At 54.2% G+C, this 19,245-nt stretch carries 18 protein-coding genes; 7 read left to right on the forward strand and 11 right to left on the reverse strand.

All coding sequences use genetic code 11. From position 1 onward, the window contains the following. Positions 1 to 22 precede the first annotated feature (22 nt). Positions 23 to 2,059, reverse strand: coding sequence for a ribonuclease catalytic domain-containing protein (locus L1047_RS08940; RefSeq protein WP_235278513.1), 2,037 nt, complete (start codon positions 2,057 to 2,059; stop codon positions 23 to 25). A gap of 388 nt (positions 2,060 to 2,447) precedes the next feature. Between L1047_RS08940 and L1047_RS08945 the strand changes: the two genes are divergently transcribed. The 3 genes from L1047_RS08945 to L1047_RS08955 all read left to right on the forward strand — a co-directional run bounded on the left by L1047_RS08945 (position 2,448) and on the right by L1047_RS08955 (position 5,121). Continuing rightward, positions 2,448 to 3,086 (forward strand): response regulator transcription factor, encoded by a 639-nt coding sequence (locus L1047_RS08945; RefSeq protein WP_235278514.1) that lies wholly within the window; start codon positions 2,448 to 2,450, stop codon positions 3,084 to 3,086. A gap of 88 nt (positions 3,087 to 3,174) precedes the next feature. Continuing rightward, positions 3,175 to 3,783, forward strand: coding sequence for a sulfite oxidase-like oxidoreductase (locus tag L1047_RS08950; protein WP_235278515.1), 609 nt, complete (start codon positions 3,175 to 3,177; stop codon positions 3,781 to 3,783). Positions 3,784 to 3,906: 123 nt separating this feature from the next. Continuing rightward, positions 3,907 to 5,121, forward strand: coding sequence for a Coenzyme F420 hydrogenase/dehydrogenase, beta subunit C-terminal domain (locus tag L1047_RS08955; protein WP_235278516.1), 1,215 nt, complete (start codon positions 3,907 to 3,909; stop codon positions 5,119 to 5,121). A gap of 247 nt (positions 5,122 to 5,368) precedes the next feature. Here L1047_RS08955 and L1047_RS08960 read toward each other — a convergent pair whose 3' ends face one another. Both L1047_RS08960 and L1047_RS08965 read right to left on the reverse strand, forming a co-directional pair. Further along, a complete protein-coding gene (locus L1047_RS08960) occupies positions 5,369 to 6,280 on the reverse strand; it encodes a S1 RNA-binding domain-containing protein (RefSeq protein ID WP_235278927.1) in 912 nt (303 codons plus the stop codon). A gap of 101 nt (positions 6,281 to 6,381) precedes the next feature. After that, positions 6,382 to 6,822 carry an RrF2 family transcriptional regulator gene (locus L1047_RS08965; RefSeq protein ID WP_235278517.1) on the reverse strand — a complete coding sequence of 147 codons (441 nt, stop codon included), beginning with the start codon at positions 6,820 to 6,822 and terminating at the stop codon, positions 6,382 to 6,384. Positions 6,823 to 6,954: 132 nt separating this feature from the next. Here L1047_RS08965 and L1047_RS08970 point away from each other — a divergent pair, with 132 nt between their 5' ends. Continuing rightward, complete coding sequence (locus L1047_RS08970) at positions 6,955 to 7,956, forward strand: AAA family ATPase (protein ID WP_235278518.1); 1,002 nt, start codon at positions 6,955 to 6,957, stop codon at positions 7,954 to 7,956. A gap of 21 nt (positions 7,957 to 7,977) precedes the next feature. Here L1047_RS08970 and L1047_RS08975 read toward each other — a convergent pair whose 3' ends face one another. The 3 genes from L1047_RS08975 to L1047_RS08985 are packed head-to-tail and all read right to left on the reverse strand — an operon-like array spanning position 7,978 to position 11,646. Continuing rightward, on the reverse strand, positions 7,978 to 9,024 hold the full coding sequence (locus L1047_RS08975; RefSeq protein WP_235278519.1) for an ABC transporter permease: 1,047 nt from the start codon (positions 9,022 to 9,024) through the stop codon (positions 7,978 to 7,980). 32 nt (positions 9,025 to 9,056) lie between these two features. Next, positions 9,057 to 10,592, reverse strand: coding sequence for an ABC transporter ATP-binding protein (locus L1047_RS08980; RefSeq protein ID WP_235278520.1), 1,536 nt, complete (start codon positions 10,590 to 10,592; stop codon positions 9,057 to 9,059). Between the two features lie 22 nt (positions 10,593 to 10,614). Further along, positions 10,615 to 11,646 carry a BMP family lipoprotein gene (locus tag L1047_RS08985; RefSeq protein ID WP_235278521.1) on the reverse strand — a complete coding sequence of 344 codons (1,032 nt, stop codon included), beginning with the start codon at positions 11,644 to 11,646 and terminating at the stop codon, positions 10,615 to 10,617. A 138-nt stretch (positions 11,647 to 11,784) separates the two neighbouring features. Here L1047_RS08985 and L1047_RS08990 point away from each other — a divergent pair, with 138 nt between their 5' ends. Then, positions 11,785 to 12,642: an ABC transporter permease gene (locus L1047_RS08990; protein ID WP_235278522.1), complete on the forward strand. Its 858-nt coding sequence runs from the start codon at positions 11,785 to 11,787 to the stop codon at positions 12,640 to 12,642. Here L1047_RS08990 and L1047_RS08995 read toward each other — a convergent pair. Next, entirely contained in the window at positions 12,639 to 13,445 is an 807-nt protein-coding gene (locus tag L1047_RS08995; protein ID WP_235278523.1) for an FAD binding domain-containing protein, read from the reverse strand. The genes L1047_RS08990 and L1047_RS08995 overlap by 4 nt on opposite strands. A 431-nt stretch (positions 13,446 to 13,876) precedes the next feature. Here L1047_RS08995 and L1047_RS09000 point away from each other — a divergent pair, with 431 nt between their 5' ends. Together L1047_RS09000 and L1047_RS09005 are read left to right on the forward strand one after the other, a co-directional pair. Further along, on the forward strand, positions 13,877 to 15,178 hold the full coding sequence (locus L1047_RS09000; RefSeq protein WP_235278524.1) for an IS110 family transposase: 1,302 nt from the start codon (positions 13,877 to 13,879) through the stop codon (positions 15,176 to 15,178). Positions 15,179 to 15,475: 297 nt separating this feature from the next. Beyond that, positions 15,476 to 16,906 carry a DNA cytosine methyltransferase gene (locus L1047_RS09005; protein WP_235278525.1) on the forward strand — a complete coding sequence of 477 codons (1,431 nt, stop codon included), beginning with the start codon at positions 15,476 to 15,478 and terminating at the stop codon, positions 16,904 to 16,906. Here the strand turns inward: L1047_RS09005 and L1047_RS09010 are convergent. The 4 genes from L1047_RS09010 to L1047_RS09025 form a co-directional block, all read right to left on the reverse strand. Next, a complete protein-coding gene (locus tag L1047_RS09010) occupies positions 16,892 to 17,656 on the reverse strand; it encodes a SinI family restriction endonuclease (protein ID WP_235278526.1) in 765 nt (254 codons plus the stop codon). The genes L1047_RS09005 and L1047_RS09010 overlap by 15 nt on opposite strands. Before the next feature lie 391 nt (positions 17,657 to 18,047). Then, positions 18,048 to 18,392, reverse strand: coding sequence for an SRPBCC domain-containing protein (locus L1047_RS09015; RefSeq protein ID WP_235278527.1), 345 nt, complete (start codon positions 18,390 to 18,392; stop codon positions 18,048 to 18,050). Positions 18,393 to 18,546: 154 nt separating this feature from the next. Further along, positions 18,547 to 18,885 carry a HepT-like ribonuclease domain-containing protein gene (locus L1047_RS09020; RefSeq protein ID WP_235278528.1) on the reverse strand — a complete coding sequence of 113 codons (339 nt, stop codon included), beginning with the start codon at positions 18,883 to 18,885 and terminating at the stop codon, positions 18,547 to 18,549. After that, positions 18,875 to 19,165, reverse strand: a complete 291-nt coding sequence (locus L1047_RS09025) for a nucleotidyltransferase family protein (protein ID WP_235278529.1) — start codon at positions 19,163 to 19,165, stop codon at positions 18,875 to 18,877. The genes L1047_RS09020 and L1047_RS09025 overlap by 11 nt, the downstream gene beginning before the upstream one ends. Between the last annotated feature and the right edge of the window lie 80 nt (positions 19,166 to 19,245).

The following is a 19,245-nucleotide window of genomic DNA, read 5'->3' on the forward strand; positions in this document are numbered from 1 at the left end:
ATGCTGATGGCCTGAACCAGAGCTATTCCTCCACCTGCCGCAGTTCAATAACATCGGCACGGGGATCCGCTTGCAGCACTTCTAGTTCAATCCAGGCCCCTAGCGGGATCTGACGTTCTAACCTCACAGGCACCCGAAAGGCGATTTCATCCAGCATCACCAGCACCAAATTCTCATGCTCGCGCAGATAGCCCAAGACCAAAGCCCGCCAAATTTGGCCCGGTCGCAGGCGCAGATATTCGATGCTCCAGTAGCGTTTGGATTTACGCTCCACCTGAATGGCCTCTCCGGTGCCCGGCTCCAGAGCCAGCAACAACTGCTGTACATCCGGCTCCGTTAACGGTAGGGGATCCCCCCGCAAAAAGGCTTTGATCTGGTAGTGGGCTACCAAATCCGCATAGCGGCGAATCGGGGAAGTCACCTGACAGTAGGCATCCAGGCCCAATCCGGTGTGTCGGCCTGGCTGTGTGCCTACTTCCGCCCGTGATAGGCACCGCATGATGGCAAATGAACGCACAGGCCCTTGGGGGTACACATCCAAAACTTCTAGAGGGGGAAGATCGGGAGCCGGTTGCAGGCGGTAGGGCACTGGGATCCCGTTTTGGTGGGCAAAGCGAGCCGCCACCTCTCCGGTGAGCACCATCATTTCCGCCACCATTTGCCGCGAGGGGGTATCTTCAATGACCCGCAGATAGGGAATGTCATCGATCACCTTGATGTCTTGTTCCGGCAGACCGATCTGGATCGCTCCCTGACCCATGCGCCACCCGTAGCGCCACTGAGCTGCCTGGGCAATCGCCGTCAATTGGGCCTCTGCTCCCAGCTCCAGCATCTCGTCGGCATCTTCATAGGTGAGGCGGTAGGTGACTTTGATTTGGCTGAGGCAAATTTCGGAGGCGAGGATCTGGCCGTTGCATCCTAGTACAATGCCAAAACTGAGGGCGGGCCGTACTTCCCCTTGGACCAAGCTCATCGGGCCGGTGGACAGTTGCGGCGGGAACATCGGAATGACCTGCTCCGGCAGATACACGCTCGTACCCCGCTTACGGGCCTCCACATCCAGGGGATCCCCCCACTGTACCCAACGACTGGGATCGGCAATGTGGATCCACAGTTTCACCCGCTCATCAGACCAAGACTCGATACTGAGGGCATCGTCAATATCGCGGGTACTGGCATCGTCGATGGTGTAGGTGTGGAGGTGGGTGAGATCGCGGCGGGGCAAGTCTTCGGGCGGGGGATCCTCCAGCAAAGTTTGCGTGTACTGCTCCACCTCCTTCGGGAACTGGGTCGGGATCCCGGTCAGGCGTAGGGCCAGGTTTTCGTGGCGGCTCCACAATCCCAAAGCAATCAGCGCATCAAAGGCCCCCTGGGGTGTGGCGGGAAAGCCCATCTGTTCCAGGAGTTGCGAGGCCCGTTCTCGATCGGAGGCATTGAGGTTGTTGGAAAGATCATCGTGGCTACGGATCGCTGCTGCTGCCCCCTGCAAAGCCAGGCGCTCTAGCAATTCCAGGCGGGCTCGTTCAGCAGCAGTCCAGGCATAACCCTGTCCGGGATGGGCCAAAGCCTGCTGCACATGCGCTTCAAACTCCGCCTGTTCCTGCTGCCGTTGTTGGGTAACCGCAATTTGATGCAGAATCTCCTTTACCTGAGCTGGAGTACGCGGTTCGTAGCCTTCCCCTTTCGGCTTGAAATAGGTGCGATCGTCGCTGAGCAGGCGATAGGTGGCATAGGTGGAAATGGGGGAGTCATCGGAAAATAACAACTGGGCGATCTCCGACAGACTGAGGACGTGGTGGTCTTCTTGCACCAATTCCCAAGCAACCGCCAGACTCTCGGGATCCAACTTGGCTTGTACGGCCTGCCAAAAGCCGGGAATATCAGAAGCGGTGAAACTGGAGCCGCTATTCAGGGCAAAGGTAATCTGACGGGGATGAACACTGTGAACCTGGCCCGAAGCAACCCCCAACAACAGGTTCTTTTTACCTTCTGTGCCCTGAACCACCGCCAATACACGGTCGCTATTGTGACGAAACTCCACCAGCGTGCCCTTTTCCACCCTGTTTTCCTCGGCTCAGGCTTTTCTCCCATTCTCTATCAGACCCGTCCATCTGCCCATGTGCAGGCATACCGAGGCGCGAGAACATGAATTGTTACAAATTGTTGCTGACTGGGCAAGATTAAGAGACGGGATCCCTGACGCTGAATCGTGAGAAAACTTCTGATGCAGCTATTTCCAAGCTTTTCAGTTGGGTAATCTCACTCTTGTCAATTTTGTATAAAAGCGCATCTCCGTATATGTGCAGGTTTGGGTTAAATTCTAGCAAGGAGAATCAGTAAACTATCGGATCCCTGAGTATCATAGTTGTGTACTGAAATCTGCGGGTACCCTTGGCTTCCCCCTCAACTCCTTCCTCTTTAGCTCTTTAGAAAGCGAAAGGCGAACTGTGGACAACCAAAAGCGATTGCTGCTCATTGATGATGACCCGAACTTGATCCTTCTGGTCAAGGATTACCTAGAGTTTCGCGGCTATGAGGTGATCCCGGCAAGTAACGGTCGAGAAGGATTAGAGGCGATGCGCAACTTCACCCCTGACTTGATCGTCTGTGACGTGATGATGCCGGAGATGGATGGCTACACCTTTGTTGAGACGATCCGAGCCAACACCGCCACGGATTGGGTGCCTGTGATCTTTTTGTCGGCGCGAGGGCAAACGGCGGATCGGGTGCGCGGCCTAACCACAGGGGCAGATGTTTACATGGTCAAGCCCTTCGAGCCGGAAGAGCTGGTGGCTCAGGTGGAGTCTTCCCTAAAACATACGGATCGCCTGTTGCAGATGCAGAATGTGGGCATTCAGCCGATTATGAAACTGGATCGGGAAATTGACCTCACTCCAACAGAAACCAAGGTGATCCAGTACGTGGCCAAAGGTATGTCCAATCGGGAGATCGCGGATTCTCTTGGGGTAAGCCAGCGCACCATCGAAAGCCATGTTAGCAACATGCTGGGCAAAACCGGCCTCCACAACCGTACCGAATTGGCTCGTTGGGCGATGGAAAGTGGGTTGGGCAAAAACCGGGTATAAGCAGTTCCCGTCTTCTCTCAGGATTCTCTCACCCTGTCGACAGCCTTTGGGGATAGGGTAGTAGCGACGCTCGCAGAGCAAGGTGGATATGGTGGGCAAGTTTTTTCAAAAGTTGGCTGGGGAGGATCCCTTGTCTAGTCGAGTGCCCCCTGGGCAGCATTTGGCGCGGGGCTTTCCTGTCCTCACCTACGGGGATACCCCGGTGATCCAGCCGGAAGAATGGCAGCTACGCATCTGGGGATCCGTGGAAAAAGAGGTGGTGCTCACCTGGGAGGATTTGCTGGCGTTGCCTCAGCATACCTTCACGGCAGATTTTCACTGTGTTACCCGCTGGTCGAAGCTGGACGTAACCTGGACGGGGGTGCGGATCCTGGATTTGTTAGAGGCAGTGTCGATTCGTCCTGAGGCCAAGGCAGTGATGCAACACTGTTACGGCGGCTACACCACCAACCTGACCCTGGAGGAGTTTATCCGTCCTGAAAACTACATGGTGCACACCCTAGAAGGGGAGCGGATCCCGGTGGATCATGGTGGCCCGGTACGGACTCTGGTGCCCCATCTCTACGCCTGGAAAAGTGCCAAGTGGATTAGCGACCTGGAGTTTCTCCCGCAGGATCGACCGGGTTTTTGGGAACGCAACGGCTACCACATGCGCGGCGAACCCTGGTCGGAAGAACGCTACAGCAGCAATTTCTGAGGGGCTCACGCTTCTTTGCCCGCAGCAACCCCTTTTGGCAGCACACTGGAATAGGTAAGTTAGGCTCTGGCCTGTAAGTTCTGTTTTCAGCCATCAGCCCCTGTCGCTTTTTTTCCAACTGCCATGGGATCCCGTTCATCTCGTCCAGCCCAACCAATCCGTTCCGGCCATTACCCCGCCAAAGAGCTGTGCAGCCAGTGCGGCCTTTGCGATACCCACTATGTGGCGCAGGTCAAAGAAGCCTGTGCCTTCTTAAATCAACAATTTACGGAACTAGAGGAACACACCCACGGGCGGTCGCGGGAATCGGTACGGGTGGGATCCCCAACCCCGGAGGTTTCGGATACCGATTACTTCGGTATTTACGAAGAGATGTTCACCGTCCGCAAACGGGATCCGATTGAGGGAGCCCAGTGGACGGGCATTGTCAGTAGCATCGGCATGAAGGCCCTCACTGCCGGCTTGGTGGAGGGGGTGGTGTGTGTGCGGGCGGATGTGGAGGATCGCTTTAAGCCGCAACCCATTTTGGCGCGTACCCCAGAGGAGGTTTTGGCGGCACGGGTGAACAAACCAACCTTATCTCCGAATTTATCGGTGCTCGAGCAGGTGGAACAGAGCGGTCTGAAGCGGTTGTTGGTGATCGGGGTGGGCTGCCAAATTCAGGCCTTGCGGGCGGTGGAGAAGAAGCTGGGCTTAGAAAAACTCTACGTGTTGGGCACCCCTTGTGTGGATAATGTCAGCCGGGCCGGGTTACAAAAATTCCTCGAAACCACCAGCCGCTCCCCAGAAACGGTGGTGCATTATGAATTCATGCAGGATTTCCGCGTCCATTTCAAGCACGAAGATGGCTCAGTGGAAAAGGTGCCCTTTTTTGGCCTCAACACCAAGCAGTTGAAGGATGTTTTTGCCCCCTCTTGCCTCAGTTGTTTTGACTATGTAAATGCCTTGGCGGATCTGGTGGTGGGTTATATGGGATCCCCGTTCGGCTGGCAATGGCTGTTGGTACGCAATGGGCGGGGGCGAGAGTTGCTGGATTTGGTCTGGGAGGAGCTAGAGATCCAAGCGGTGATATCCAAGGGATCCCGGCAAGCCGCTGTTCAACAAGGGATCCAAGCCTATGACCAAGCCATGACCTTGCCGATGTGGTTGGCCTATCTCATGGGGGCAGTGATAGAGCGGATTGGGCCACAGGGGTTGGAATATGCCCGCTTCTCCATCGATTCTCACTTCACCCGCAACTATCTCTACGTGCGCCGCCAACATCCTCAAAAACTAGAACAACACGTCCCTCCCTTTGCTCAGCGCATCGTCAGCCAGTACCGTTTGCCCAAAAATTAGATGAGAACGGCAATCCGTGTCATTTGCTTGTTGAGTCCTGTCACCTGCTGGGTCAGGAGCACCAGTAAGTCTTTGAGCTCTTGATTGTTATCGCTCACAGGCTTAATGCTTTGGGATGAGCTTTGGGATGAACTGTTGCCCCAACTATAGCGCAGCACTGGCCGGTGAAATTGACCTCGATTCCTGTGGGGGAAAGGGATCCCTACTCATCGGGAACAACCCACTGTACAGCGATAGAGAGGTTGAATTAGACGACTTTGCCGTCAGCCGTGATTTTCCCCTTCAATTTACTGGCGCGTTCTTCCGCCTCATCCATAACCACTGCGAGTTGCTCTAACACCTCACCAGGATGCTTTTCCAAGACCCGCGTAGAAAGAGCCATCCGTCCTTTGGCCTCATCCAGGTCGATCACGACCGCTTTGATCAGTTGGCCCGGCTTGAACAAATCCGGCAGAGAGGCTACAAAACTTTGGCTCACTTGTTTGATGTGCAGTAGCCCGGTTACCCCTTCCAAATCCACGAATACCCCAAAGGGCTTCAGACCACTCACCTTGCCCTCGACCACCTGGCCAATCTCATAACGGCCCAAGTTCTCGGCCTGAGCTGCCACCCGTTGCGACAGCACCAGTTTATTGGCTTCTGCATTCACTTCGATAAAGCCCGCCGTCAGGGATTGTCCCACCAGCTCCTTGAGGTCTTCCCGCTGGTTGAGGTGAGAGCGAGGAATAAAGCCGCGCAGCCCCTGTACATCCACCAGTACCCCACCCTTGTTGGTGCCGATCACCGAAACCGTCACCGTCTGGCCGTTGGCTTGCTTCTGGGCCAGTTCCTCCCAGATCAGCTTCAATTGCAAGCGCCGCACCGAGAGTAATATCTGTCCATCCCGGTCTTCCCGGACGATTAAAAACTCGGCTTCCGTTTTCAGCGGGAACAGCTCACTCAAATCCTCCACTGGGCGGATCCCTGCTTCCCGCAGGGGCAAAAAGGCCGGAGACTTGCCGCCAATATCCACCAGGACACCGTCATTCTGATGTTGGAAGATGCGGCCCCGTACCACCTGTCCTGGTCGAAAGTCGAGGTTTTGCGCCTCTAAAGCCTGGGCAAAATCTTCCGAGGAAAAAGAATCAGCAGCCTGAGAGCGAGGAGATTGGACGGTCATGGAAATGGGGTCAGTCAAAAAAACAATGCGCTTCAGGATAACCCAAAACTTGCCAGGGATCCCAGCCTGTCTTGAACAGTCCTGGGGTGGGTGCGGTGGGTTCAGATGTAGTACATCAGATTGGCTCGTTGCTGTTGCGCTTGCTGGTCGCAGAGGTCTTGGAGGGTGGTCTTTTGCAGAATCGCCACTGCCGCCGCTTGTGCATCTTGCCAAGCCTTGAGAAGCACTTCCCGCTCTGGGGTGGGATCCGCTGTGGGCAAATCGCGGGATCGGGTCAGATCTTCCCCTTCAATGGCCTGGATCACATCCAGCAGAGAGATCATCCAGGGTGCCCGTGCCAGAGAGTAGCCGCCTTTGGCTCCCCGTTGGCTGCGAACCAATCCCTGCCTGCGTAAGGTGGCCAGTAACTGCTCTAGGTAGCGGTCGGGAATAGATTGATGGGCAGCGATTTCCTTGATTTGCAACACTTGTCCATCATTGTGGTGCTGGGCTAACTCCAGGAGAGCCAGTAGGGCGTATTCAGTTTTACAAGACAGTTCCAAGGTTCAAATCCTTCGTGGAGGCATCCAATCTATGATACTCCGGCTTACCACTGGGGTTTGTCAGGATTCCATACCCGGCTGAGGAGGGGATCCAACCTGTATGGTGGATATAGGCTCCTTTGGGAATGATTTATGGCTGCTGTCCCTACCTTGTCTGCTTCTGGTTCAACAGGGATCCCGGCAGAAGCCTTACAAGGGTTACACCAACAAATTGGTCGGCTGAACGCCAATATCGAATCGGTATTTCAGGGCAAGCCTCAGGTGGTGCGGGCGATAGTCACAGCCTTGGTTGCAGAAGGCCATGTCTTGCTTGAAGATGTGCCAGGTGTCGGCAAAACTACCTTGGCTCGGGCCATAGCCCGCAGTTTGGGGGCGGATTTTCAACGAATTCAATTCACCAGCGACCTGTTGCCGACAGATATTTTGGGCCTCACCCTGTTCAACAAAGACAAGGCAGATTTTGAATTTCGCCCCGGCCCGATCTTTGCCCATGTGATTTTGGCGGATGAGATTAACCGGACTTCTCCCCGCACCCAAAGTGCTCTGTTGGAGGCGATGGCGGAAAAGCAAGTCTCGGTGGATGATCGCACCTATTCTCTGCCGGATCCGTTTATCGTGTTAGCTACCCAGAACCCGTTGGAATATCACGGTACTTATCCTTTACCAGAAAGTCAGTTGGATCGGTTTTTGGTGCGGTTGTCGATTGGTTATCCTAGCGCCGAGATCGAGCGAGCCCTACTTCTACAACGGCAACAAGCTGAGCCAGTGGATTCTTTGCAGCCGGTTCTCTCTCTAGCAGAGTTACGGCGTATTCAGGCAGCGGTGGATCAAGTGCATTTAGAGGGATCCCTGGCGGATTACCTTTTGCAAGTGGTGCAGGCAACTCGTGCCTCCAAGCTGTTGCGGGCAGGGGTTTCGACTCGCGGGGCCTTGGCCTTGGCACGGGCAGCACGGGCGCAGGCGTTGGTGAATGGGCGCAGTTTTTGCTTGCCAGAGGATTTGCAAACCCTGTTTGTGTCGGTGTTGGCGCATCGGATTTCTCTGCTCGGATCTGGGGAAAGGGCTGGCAACCAACGGCAAGAGGCGGAGGCGGTGATCCGAGATATTGTTTCGACAATAGAGCCCCCTGTTTGAGCTGTTCTTGGGTTGTTGCTGTTACTTTCCTCTATGTCGGTGGGCTAGTCCTGCTACTGCTGCCACCGAAAAAATCACTAAGGACTGCAAAATTTGCACCAGATCTTTGGGGGTATCCGCCAGGGTTTGCATCGCTGTTGCCCCATTATTTAAGGCTCCAAAGAACAATCCGGCCAATACTACCCCCAAGGGATGATTGTTCCCTACCAAGCCAACCGCAATCGCCGTAAAGCCGTAGCCCGGAGAAAACTGGTCGTAGAAGCGATAATGTAACCCCAACACCTCCACCGCCCCGCCGATCCCGGCTATAGCCCCGCTGAGTACCATCGCCCCGATCCAAACCTCGACCACCGAAATCCCGGCATACTGGGCGGCCCCCTGACTGGATCCCACGGTTCGCAAGCGAAAGCCAGCTCGAGTGCGAAACAGGCCAAATCCAATCCAAGCAGCCAAGAGCAGTGCCAAAAACAATCCCCCACTCAGGCGGGTACCCGACCACAAGGGATCCAATCGGGCAGCGGCCACCAGAGGAGCTGTAGCCGGGAGTGGCCCAGAACGTAGTGGCCCACTCGGCCCCACCAGATAGGCAGTCAGGCGGAAGCTGAGGTAGTTGAGCATGATGGTGGTGATCACCTCATGGGTGCCGTTGCGGGCCTTGAGGAGCCCAGGTAAGAGGCCCCAAAGTCCTCCCGCTAGCGCCGCCAATCCCAGACTCAAAGGCACATGCAATAAAGACGGCCAAGCTAAAGGCAGGGATCCCGTCCAGCCAGCCACCAGCCCGCCCAACACCAGTTGCCCTTCGATACCGATGTTGAACAGCCCCCCTCGGGCGGCCAAAGCAAAGGCCAACCCCCCGAAGATCAGCGGTGTGGAGTTGACCAAAGTTTCACTCAGGGCTGCCCCACTGCCAAAAGCCCCTTGCACCAGGGCCTGATAGGCGAGCCAGGGATCCCGTCCGGCGACTGCCATCATCAGGCCGCCCATCAAAAAGGCTACCCCAAAGGTGGCCAACAGCCATACCCGCGGATCTGAGAAGGTTCCCCACAGTGCCTTGTTGATTCCCTGCATGCTTGTATGCTCCCTTCCCGATCGAAAAAACTTTATCCAGGTTGCCCCCCGCTCATGAGCAGGCCCAAAGCTTGCCGTGAAGCTGCTCCACGGGCAAATTCCCCGCTAATCTGTCCCCGAAAAAGCACCAGGATTCGATCACTTAAGGCCAAAACCTCGTCGAGATCGAAGGAAATCAGCAGGATCCCACAGCCCCGCGCCCGTGCCTCCCGCAGCCGCTCATGCACAAATTCGGTTGCTCCAATATCCAATCCCCGTGTCGGTTGGGCCGCTAGCAACAGGCAGGGATCCCCCCACAGTTCCCGGGCGATGATCCATTTTTGTTGGTTGCCTCCCGAAAGGGTGCGGGCGGGTAGGCGGGTTGAGGGGGCGCGCACATCAAACCGGTGCAGCAGCTCTTGGGCTATGGTCTGGGCACGGGCGTAATTTAGGCGAACCCGACGGGCTAGGGGCGGATCTTCGCTATGGGTGAGCAGCAGGTTTTCCAGGAGGGAAAAATTCAGGACTAACCCCTGTTGATGGCGATCCGGCGGGATCGTCCGCAGTCCCAGGCGGCGTCTTTCTAGGGGAGAAAAATGGCTAATATCCCGCCCGCGCAGTTTCACCGTTCCGACAGGGCTATGCCGGTGCCCCATGAGCAAGTCCAACAGTTCTGTCTGGCCGTTGCCCTCGACACCACAGATGCCGACGATCTCCCCAGCGCATACCTGCAACTGGATCCCCTCCTGGGGGTGCCCCGACTGAGGTGTAGAGGGAGGCCGTAAGGCGAGCTGATCCACTTCCAGCAAGGGATCCCCCCCGACAGCAGCAGGCGCGATCGCTCCCCCCAGAGAAAGGCTGCGACCTACCATCATCTCCGCCAATTGGCCGGGGGTGGCCTCAGCAGCGGTACAACTGCCCACCGTGCGCCCTTGGCGGATCACGGTTAGCCGATCACTGACCGTGAGCACCTCCTGCAGTTTGTGGGTGATGAAAAGAATGGTTTGGCCGTTAGCCCGCAAGCGGCGCAGGATTTGGTAAAACTCCTCGACCTCTGTGGGCGCCAGCAAAGCGGTGGGTTCATCCAAAATCAAAATGCGGCTGCCCCGATAGAGCGCCTTGAGCAATTCCACCCGTTGTTGCATCCCCACCGGCAGATCCGCCACCTTCGCCCAGGGATCCACCCACAGCCCCTGTGCTTGCATCAACGCTTCCACCTGGGCTACCGCCTGATGGCGATCAAGTCGAATCCCCTTTTGGGGCTCTGCACCAAGGATGATGTTTTCTGCCACACTGAACCGCGGGATCAACAGGAAATGCTGATGCACCATGCCCAATCCGGCAGCCACGGCATCGCGGGGATTACGAAAGCGCACCGGGATCCCATCAATCCGAATGGTGCCGGCATCAGGACTGACCCAGCCGTAGAGAATAGCCATCAGGGTCGATTTTCCGGCCCCATTTTCCCCCAAGAGGGCGTGAATTTCGCCAGATTCCACCCGCAAATCAATGCCTGCGTTAGCCACCACCGGGCCAAAACGCTTGACAATGCCGCTCATCTCAACGGCAGCCGGGATCCCTTGCCCCATGGGGTATCTTCCAAATGGGTCTTTATCGAGGCGGCTGGAAGGAGGCCAATGCTTCGGCGGTGGTGGGAGGGACTAAAGTTCCTGCCTCGATTTGAGCTTCATAGGTTTGCACCTGTTGCATCACCGCTGCCGGAATTTTGTTGCCGGGAGTGAGCAGAGCCATCCCCCCTTCCTTGAGGCCTAAGTCGAGGATCCCCCCTTGAAAGGTGCCTTTGGCAACAGCTTCCGCCTGGCTGAACACGGCCACATCCACCCCCTTGGCCACCGCCGCCAGCTGGTTTTCCGGAGCCAGTTGGCTTTTGTCTTTGTCAGAGGCGATCACCCAGGTACCTGCCCCCCGCTCCCGGGCAGCTTCAAACACGCCAGTGCCGCTCAAGCCCCCCACCTCAAACAAAATATCCGCCCCCTGGGCGATCTGGGCTTCGGCCAAGCCCTTTCCTTGGGCGGGATCGGCAAAGCTGCCCACATAGCCCACTAGCACCTCTGCTTCGGGGTTGGCGGTTTTCACCCCCGCCTGAAAACCGGAGATCCAACGCACCACCGGCGGAATTTCAATGCCCCCTAGAGCTCCCACTTTGCCCGTCTGGGTGATCAGACCGGCGGCCACCCCTGCCAAAAAGGATGCCTCCTGCTCCCGGAACACCACCGAGGCAATGTTGTCGATGCCCTCTTCGGCCACCGCATCAATCAGGGCAAACTTGCGCTCCGGGTTTTGCTTGGCCACTTCAGCGATGGCATCTGTGAGCAAGAAGCCTACCCCAACAGTCAGATCACTAGTGCGGGCGGCGGCACTCAAGTTGGGCACATACTGAGCGAACTCCCGCGACTCGATGAACTTGGCCTCCACCCCTAGTTCTGCTGTTGCTTTTTGCAGCCCAGCCCAGGCCAGATCGTTGAAGCCCTGATCCCCCAGCCCCGCTTGATCGGTGACCATGGTGACGGTGATAGTGGAGGGTTGCGCAAGCCCAGGACGGACAGCTACCCAGAGGATCAGCAGGCTGAGCAGGGCGACTGAAAGTTGGATCCATCGGGAGAACAGATGTGGGCAACGCATAAGTTCACGTTGGGAATGCAAGTGTTGAGTCTTTATTATTCCTTTAGCAATAGTGGAGAAGGGTAGCTTTAGTTACTTTTCCTGCTGGGATCCCTGCCGTATCTCTGGAGCCACGACTGGAGGGATCTGGTGTTCTCCTTGGCTTTTGTCCTGGCCACTTTGCGCATGGCGACTCCTCTGATTTGGGCGGGGATGGCGGGTCTGCTCTCGGAGCGGGTTGGGATTATGAACATTGCCCTAGAAGGCTACATGCTGCTGGGGGCCTTTGGAGCAGCCTTGGGCAGCCACCTCAGCCAGGATCCCTATGTGGGTTTGCTGGTGGGCGGGTTGTGTGGGATGTTGGCAGCAGCATTGCATGCGCTTTGGTGTGTGGGCTTGCGGGCGGAGCCGATTGTGGCGGGAGCTGGGTTGAACCTGCTGGCCCTGAGTTTGCCCAACTTTCTTTTGCAGAGCCTTTGGGGAGTGGCGGGTACTTCGCCAATGGTGCCGAAGCTGCCACCGTTTGTGGGTGGATTGAACCTGTTGGTGCCCTTGGGGTTGTTGCTGGTGCTAGGGATCCAAGGCTTTCTCTACGAAACTCGCTGGGGGCTGAGGGTTTTGGCGGTGGGAGAACATCCCCGAGCGGCGGCCAGTGTCGGGATCCCGGTGCAGCGCTACCGATATTGGGCTTTGCTGGTGGCTGGGGTTTTGGCCGGTTGGGGTGGGGCCTACCTTGCAATTGGGGAACTCTCGATGTTTGTGCAGCAGATGACGGCGGGGCGTGGGTTCATTGCCTTGGCGGCTTTGATCTGCGGCAACTGGCGCCCCCTGGGCACTTTGATGGTGGCCCTGTGCTTTGGTGCGGCCCAGGCTTTGCAATTGCAAGCCCAGGCTTTGACGTTGCCGCTGCCCAAGGATTTTCTGCTGGCACTGCCCTATTTGCTCACCTTGCTGGCTGTGGCGGGATGGGTACGGCGCTCCCAACCCCCGGCGGGAATGGGACAGCACCCCGATTAGCTCAAAGCAGCCAGGCAACGGCGGATCAACACTTCGCTCATGCGTCGGCGGTAGAGGCTGCTGGCGCGAAAATCTGCGATCCAGCCGTGGATGTGTTCCTGCAGGAGCTGTGGTATCAAGGTGGAATCCCCAGGAGATGGGATCCGCAGAGCTTGGGGGACAGAAACCGCAGCATTGAGGCCAAAGCAATAAGCTCCCGAATCAGGATCCCGAGAGCCAACAACGATGACTAGGGCGGGATCCGTTTGGGCAAGGCCAAGCCTTTGAAAGGAACTGGGGCCTCGCAGGCGTTGGGCCGGGATCCAAATACGCCGTAGCGCTTCCCCCGCTTGCAGTAGGGTTTGTTGGGGGCCGATTTGAAACTGACTGGCGGGGATTTGGCGTAGGGATCCCTGCAAGTTAACCAGCGTGTAGGTGGCCTCGAGAGCGATCAACACCGGTGCCATTACCCCCACCGTCAGGGCCAGACAAAGATTACCCCCCACCGTCGCGCAGTGGGCCACCTTAAAAGAGGCCAAGGCAGCGATCCCATCACACAAGGCGCGGATCCCCGGCCAGTCGGGTGGCCACTCTTGTTGGAGCAGCCGCTCGAAGGTGCAGGTAGCCCCTAGGGTCAACCCTTCCGAGCAAATCTCCAGCTCATCCCAACCCAAGGGTTGCAAATCCACCAATCCCCGCAGGTGCGGTTGCGGCTGAGAAAAGAGCCAGGTTCCTCCCGCCAACCAGTTCCAGCCGGGATCCCAGGCGGTCAGTTCCTCAAGCTGTTGAGGACGGATGTAGGTATGCAGGTTGTGCAGATCCACAAGCTCTCCCGAAGGCTAACGGGAATTGTTGCATCTTATAACGCCCAGCACCAACATCTCCCTTCAGTCCGCTCCAACCGGGTTTATGGGGAGACGGAACAGCAAAGGAGAGGAGACGACCATGCAGTGAGCGACAGTCAGATGTCTACTAACATATCGCTTCGCTCCTCTCATAGAGATCGCCGAGAGCCAGAGAAATGGTAATAGGAAAAGGGACTGGGCTAGGGATTGAGGACGACCATCCAACGTCAGACAGCCCGATGTCTACTAACATATTGCATCGCCTCAACCTTGACCGGCTTCCTTCAACGAATTCTACGTGCTTCGCACACGCTTCGCGAACAGGGAGTGGTGACAGACACCTTCCATAATCTCTTCGCTCAGAAGCAGGCCGCCCAGTTCCTCACAACAAACTATCCCCAACTTAGCTGATGGAAAGAACCTTTGTCGCCTACATCGGCATCGACTGGTCAGATCGCAAACACGACATCTGTCTGTACGACCCCGAGAGCGCACAGCGAGAATACAGCGTGATTGGCGCTCAACCGCAAGAGATTGCCAATTGGGTTGCGACCTTGCAACAGCGATACGGCAACAGCCCAATTGCCATCTGCCTGGAGCAAAAGCGAGAACCCCTGATTTACGCGCTGTGCCAGTACGAAAACCTAGTGCTGTTTCCCATCAATCCGCGCACGGTTTCCAACTATCGGCGAGCCTTTCAGCCCTCACGAGCCAAATCAGACCCCGTGGATGCCCAGATTTTGATTGAGCTGTTGCTCAAGCACCCTGACAAGATTCCCCCGTGGCAACCCGCATCCTGTGAACTGCGGGCTTTGCGGCAGTGGAGTGAATCTCGCCGCATGCTGGTGGGCGAGAAGGTGCGGTTGACCAATCGTATGACCGCTGCCTTGAAAAACTTTTATCCCCAAGTGCTGGATTGGTTTGAGGATAAAGATACTCAAGTGTTTTGCGACTTTATGAGTCAGTACCCTGACCTCCGCTGCGCCCAAGCAGCCTCGGCTGAGGAATTGACTCAGTTCTTCCAGTCTCATCGAGTCATCCGCCGTAGCGCCATTGAGCGGCGCATTCACCAAATCCAAACCGCTGGCATCCCGCTGACAGAAGACCCAGGCATCGTCAAACCGATGCAGTGGCTGGTGCAAACGCTGGTGATTCAGCTCAAGGCACTCTTGTACAGGCTTGATGAGTTGAATCAAACGATTGAGCAGTTGTTTCAGTCTTTGCCAGATGCAGCGTTTTTTGATGCTTTACTTGGAGCAGGTCCTCATCTTGCGCCTCGGCTGCTGGTTGCCTTTGGCGATGACCGCAGTCGCTTCGGCAGCGCCCAGGCGTTTATGAGCTATATCGGCATTGCACCGGTCAAAGAGGAGAGTGGCAAGAAACGCTGGACGCATTGGCGCTGGAGTTGTCCAAAGTTCTTGCGGCAGTCCTTTGTAGAGTGGGCTGACCAGTCGCGGCGACACTCATCGTGGGCCAATGCGTTCTATCAGCAGCAGCGGCGATCGGGCAAAAGTCATCCTAAAGCGGTTCGCGCTCTGGCGTATAAGTGGGGACGAATTCTCTGGCGCTGCTGGCAAGACCGAGTGCCCTATGACGAAGACCGCTATCTGGCGGCGCTCCAGCGGAAGAGGTCGCCGCTAGCAGCGATGCTAGTCCAAAGCCCAGTTGAGGTGACTGTTACAGCAGGTAAGTGCGGCAATTCTACGGTTTAAGTCACGCTAAAAGACACGTGACAGTTCAACGGATGGAACGTATTTAGGAATGAAACATTGAATGCAACGTAGCCAACCTCGGGCTGGCTTATGGTTTGCTGCGTTTAGAGTCTGTGCATCAATTTACTCAGTACCTTTTCACGGTTGACTGTTGACTCCGTCTCCCTCAGGGTCTATGTTATGCGGCTGTCGGCATTTGGGAAACTACGGCACCAACACCGAAGCTTGTAGGACTTGCAAAACAACTGTACTTGCCTTAAGATTGAGTGCTTGATTCTAGTTTCGCAGGCGAAACTCATGTCCACAGGATATTTCTCTGTAAAAGAAGCGTCTGAAATGCTTGGCTATTCAGAACAATACGTTCGCAGGCTGCTTAGGAGTGGTGAACTCAGCGGAGAATTGATCAGTAATAGATGGGTGATCACATCAGAATCGGCTAATGAATATCGCTATAAAGAGGATAAACCAGATTCTGTTGTTCCAGATCATGAGAGACGGTCTTCTGGCAAACCTATTTTGAAGGCGTTAAGCTTCTTTTCTGGCTGCATGGGACTTGATTTGGGGCTGGAAAAAGAAGGAATTGAAGTAATCCTTGCCTGCGAAGTAGATAAAGCCGCACGAAGGACAATCGAATCAAATAAACCTGATATTGCTCTGATTGGCGATATCAGAGACTATTCAGCTAGACAGATCAGAGAAAAGGCAGGATTAGCCCTTCAAGAAGATATTGATGTAATAGTTGGTGGTCCACCCTGCCAAGCCTTTAGTAGTGCTGGCAAGAGACAAGGTTTTAATGATGAGCGAGGAAATGTATTTCTAACCTTCATCGATTTGATTATTGAGTTGAAGCCCAAATATGCTGTTATTGAAAATGTTAGGGGTTTATTATCCGCTCCTTTGAAGCATAGACCTCACAACATGAGAGGTGATAAAAATTTACCACTATCCCCAGAGGAAAAGAGAGGTGGAGCGTTACTTCACCTTACTCGTAAGCTGAAAGAAGCAGGCTACAGCTTTTCGTTCAATCTATATAATGCTGCAAACTTTGGTTCACCTCAAAGTCGTGAAAGAGTAGTGATTATCTGTAGTCGAGATGGGAAAAAATTGCCTTATCTCACTCCTACGCACTCGGAAAATGGTTTATATGAACTGCCGAAATGGAGAACACTCAGGGAGGCTCTTCAAGGTTTGCCAACTGATGGGCACTGTTTTGTCAAATTTCCAGAGAAGCGCCTGAAATATTATCGGTTGCTAAAACCAGGGCAGTATTGGAGAGATTTGCCTACAGAATTACATGAAGAAGCATTAGGAGCCTCATATCATGCTAGTGGTGGAAAGACGGGTTTTTACAGGAGACTAGCTTGGGACAAGCCTTCTCCAACTTTGGTGACTCATCCAGCGATGCCAGCAACTGACTTAGCACATCCAGAAGAAGATAGACCACTTAGTATTCAAGAATATAAGCGGATACAAGAATTTCCAGATGACTGGATTATAGAAGGCAGTTTATTAGATCAATATCGACAAGTTGGCAACGCTATTCCATGCTCTCTAGGTAGGGCGATCGGTAGAATGCTAATTAGTCACTTAAACGGGGAAAGTATAAAAATATTTAACGACTTTCCCTACTCACGTTACAACAACACAGACGATGTAAGTTGGACAAAAGAAATTATTGGCTCCATAGATGAACCATCAGATAAGCAACTTTGTCTAGCTCTGATCTGATAAGTACTGCCAAGGATTTCCCACTTCCACAGGTAGAGCGTTTGGATTACGTTCTAAAGTTCTCTGAACGAACAAAATGAAATTTTCTTCAGAAAATTGATCAGTATCATATTTTTGATTAAAGTATGCCCATTGAAATCTTCCAGTCTTTGCATCAACTCTGTACCATTTCTCAATTGGCTGATTGATACGAACTCTTTGATTGATACGAACTCTTGATGAAGAGCTATTCTCTGAATTGCTGCGGTTCTTTACTTGCAAGAGAGAACGATCCTTGTGGCAGAAATCAACATGACGTATTACTTCACCCCAGCAACAAAACCATCCGTAATTTGTTAACTGCTCGGCTAGGAATTCTTCAAGAAGCAATCCCTGAATATTTTCTGCTGACATAGACAACCTATGGGCGTATTTAATCTGCTCAAGATGTTCGATCTCTAACCCAGTAAGTCTTGCTTTAATAATTGTTTCAACTATAGAATCCGCAATTGTCCCCGGTGGACTGGACACCCGCTGTGAAATTCTACTCTCGAAAGCATTATGGTACTTTTTGAGCCACCTTTGGGCAAGGGCTATTTCTGAAGTGCCCTTTAAGCCTGGAGACAGCCCTGGATTTCTATAACAAGCTGAAAGAATAACCTCATGTGCTTCCAGAAATAATTCATCTATTTCTGAAAAGGCATCCTTAAAAACTTGCAAAAACTCGCTTTCAGAATTAGCAGTAGCGATAATGTTATCGAAAGTAACCATGTGATCCGTGAAAGGGTAACTCTATTTTAGAGATGCCCACATTTCCTACACAAATGATTACTTAGTTCATCCAGTAAACTCTTAAACTTCAAGCGACACAATTCTTAACCGTCTGCCAAGTTCACTTACTCACAACGTTTTAACCGTTCATGCTGGGAAGTAGTCTAAACGGGTGTGCCCTACAAATAGCTGAAAGCCGTATAACGACCAAGCTCAGCGACCGCCGCCGGAAACGCCCGGTCAGCTGCAACCATCGCTGCCAAATTACCTGGACCGTCCGACTGCCCAGTGAAGCGGCGGTTCGCTGCAGCGCTCTGGTTAGGCCACAAGCTCACCGACGTGCTTCCACATACCGGGCAAAGCGGTCGAGGATCGCTTGCCAGCCCGCACGCTACTGCTCGACCGAATGGTCAGCGTCCGCTTCAAACGTCTCGCGCACCGTCACGCCGCTCGCGTTACTGACAAACTCGACGACGAGGCCACGATCCCCAAGCGAACACTTGATCAGTTCGTAGGGCACGACCTTCGTGTAGATGCCCTCGAAGTCGAAACCGAAACTGCCGTCTTTGGCCTCCATGCGCGATGAGAACGCGCCACCAACTCGCAAATCCACCGTGGCGGCTGTGGTGTGCCAGTCATCGGATGCGGCGTTCCACTGCTTGATGTCCTCCGGCGTCGTCCATGCACGCCATACCTCCTCGATGGGCGCAGTGACCGTGGTCTCTACTGTGATCATGTGTGATGCTTCCTTGCTGGTTGTGGCGTGTGATGTGGCCTAACGTTCCCAATCAGCGGCTACGAACAACCTTTGCAACACCGCCAAGATCTCTCGGTAGTCCGCTCCAGCCGGGTTGTTATGCTGCTGTTGCTTCTGCTATTACCCATTCTTTTCAAGGGTTTATCAATTGTTGAAGGGAAGCTTCTAACGAAACAAGGTCTTCTTGAACCGTTTGCCAGATAATGGATAGATTCACTTGAAAATACTCGTGAATCACAATATTTCGCATTCCACGCACATCGTCCCAGGGAATTTCAGGATGTGAAGCTTCTACATCAGGTGGAATGCTACGAACTGCTTCACCAATAATTGCCAGGTTATATAAAACTGCTCTGATCGTTTTTCGGTCGTTCTGAAACTCCTCAAAGGTTATCTCGTTTGTGAACTCCTGGATCTCTGCAATCGCGGCTAGTACATCTCTTACTCTATTTTGCCAATCTCTAGAAGGCACGAATCGCCTCCCGGAAAACGGGTTCCCGTAGATAAGGTTTGAGGGAGTCAGGTGTACCCAGATCGACCGAACTCTCTAAAATCTCTTCCAAGTATCGTTTCAAGCGTACAAAGGTGAGCAACCCGACCGGACGGTCGAACTCTACCAGCAGATCAACATCGCTGTCTGTTCGCGCTTCATCTCTTGCTACTGAACCAAACAGCATCATAGACTTTACGCCAAAATCCTTCAGCGTGTTTTGGTGCTTTTCCAGTAATGTAAGGACTTCCTGTTTTTGCACTACCTAACCTGCAATGAAGAGAAAAACCTATTGAGAATTGTAGCCCACCAGTCACTTCCTAATTACGTCTCAATAGAAGA

Origin of the sequence: Synechococcus sp. Nb3U1 (assembly GCF_021533835.1) — a bacterium.
Taxonomy (GTDB): Bacteria; Cyanobacteriota; Cyanobacteriia; order Thermostichales; family Thermostichaceae; genus Thermostichus.